Source organism: uncultured Clostridium sp. (genome assembly GCF_934754915.1).
In the GTDB taxonomy this organism is placed as follows: domain Bacteria; phylum Bacillota; class Clostridia; order Clostridiales; family Clostridiaceae; genus Clostridium.
On the sequence record NZ_CAKVKB010000328.1, the window covers coordinates 1 to 1,813 of the forward strand.

Below are 1,813 nucleotides of genomic sequence, written 5' to 3' on the forward strand. Positions count from 1 at the left end.
CGATAAGGGAATAGGAATAGTAGCACCTCATAAAGCACAAAAAGCAAAGATTCAAAATGATTTGCTACAATATTTTGATAATTATATTGAATCAATTACAGATATAAAAACAAGAGAAAAGCTAAAAGAAAAAATTATGTCATCAGTAGATACAGTAGAAAAATATCAAGGACAGCAAAGAGAAATAATGATTTGCAGTTATATATTGGGAGATAGAGATATTATTAAAGAAGAAGAAGAATTTATATACAATAGTAATAGATTAAATGTTGTAGTAAGTAGAGCAAGATTTAAAATAATAATTCTTGCATCACAAGAACTATTATTAAATATAGGTGATGATATTGAAATTGTTGAAGAACAAAAGTCGTTTCAAAAATTAATTACTTATTGTGATAAAGAAAAGAAAATATTACAAAGTGAATGGAAACAAAAAAATGGAATAATGAGATATAAGGAATTAAAATAAAACATCCCCTTCCCTATTTAGGGGATGTTTTTTTGAAAAGATTTCTAGGGATTATTATATTATTATAATATATTAATTCTGATGCTTTTTTGGCTTTACCAGCAGTATAAGAAAGTGAATAGGTTTGTTTTTTTATTTTTTTATATTTATCATTTTTAATGATTGAATATATTGATTTAATTTCGGGACAATCGTCATAAGTAATAATCCAATTATAATCTTGAAGGTTATTTATAATAGAATTAGACAATTTTATGTGATCATCTTTTTTGTAGAAATTTACATATAGGTCTTTTCCGTTATGGTAATAAGGTGGATCAAAAAATATAAAACAGTTCATTGGATCTCTATTTTTTATTAATTGTAGAAATTCAATAGCATCATAATTATGCAATTCTATTTTATCCTTTAAAGAGGCAATTCTTTTTATTATAAAAATTAACTGTTCTTTGTTAAATCTGCAGTTTAATGGGTAATCTCCAGAAGTTTCATTTTTACTTATAGGGCCTGCTTTAATGATTCCAGATCTATTTGTTCTATTTAAATAGAAAGTAGAAAATCCTAAATCAAATAAAGAAGCTGCATTTTTATTATTCTGTATTTGTTTTTGTCTTTCTCTTTCAGCTAAGGTTACATCAGTTTCAATAATCTTGTTGCAAAATCTATCAGTAAAATTTAATATTGAATACCAAAATGCATAAATAGATTTATCATAATCATTTAAAATAATTCTATCAACTTGTTCTTTTATTAGTAATTCACACGCTAGCCCAGAACCACCTGCGAAAGGTTCTATATATATAATATTATTCAAATTATTTCTTTTAAAAATAGGAATTATATATTTGTAAAATTTTCCCTTGCCACCTGGGTATCTTAATGGTGAATATGATTTTCCCATATGAAGTAACTCCTTTCTAAATAAATTCAAATATATTACATATATAAGTTAATATTTCTATATGTAATATTATACAATAAATTAAATTGAATTGAATTGAATTTTTTATGATTGATTATATTTTTATAGGACAGAGTTAAATGGATATTTAAGATATTAGAATGAAAAAATTACAGAATTATTTGATCAAACTTTGTTATAAAAATAAATAGATTGAAAAATTAGAAGAATAATATTTTAATCAATCTTTGTTTAAAAATATTGTTCTTCTTTTTTATGAAAAAATCAGACTTGAAGCCTAATGTTTTGATCAATCTTTATTTAAAAGCTACAATAATTTGTAATATACAATAAAGTCTGTTAATTAGTAAGCGTCAAAAAATCCACGACTACAAAACATATAAAGCTTCCTGTTAAAATGAAAATAAATTCATTTTAACGGG

General features: G+C 23.4%; 2 protein-coding genes. One reads left to right on the plus strand and one right to left on the minus strand.

From position 1 onward, the window contains the following. Window positions 1-469, plus strand: a 469-nt coding sequence (locus tag Q0F58_RS19415; RefSeq protein ID WP_294379726.1) for an AAA domain-containing protein, incomplete at its 5' end; no start/stop codon positions are given. Window positions 470-482: 13 nt separating this feature from the next. On the opposite strand, the gene Q0F58_RS19420 is transcribed toward Q0F58_RS19415, so the two are convergent. Further along, a complete protein-coding gene (locus tag Q0F58_RS19420) occupies window positions 483-1,370 on the minus strand; it encodes a DNA adenine methylase (protein WP_294379728.1) in 888 nt (295 codons plus the stop codon). Window positions 1,371-1,813: the final 443 nt, after the last annotated feature.

What these genes read in the sequence shown, in the direction of transcription:
- Q0F58_RS19420 (WP_294379728.1), bottom strand. Translation starts at nt 1,370, where the DNA reads ATGGGAAAATCATATTCACCATTAAGATACCCAGGTGGCAAGGGAAAA.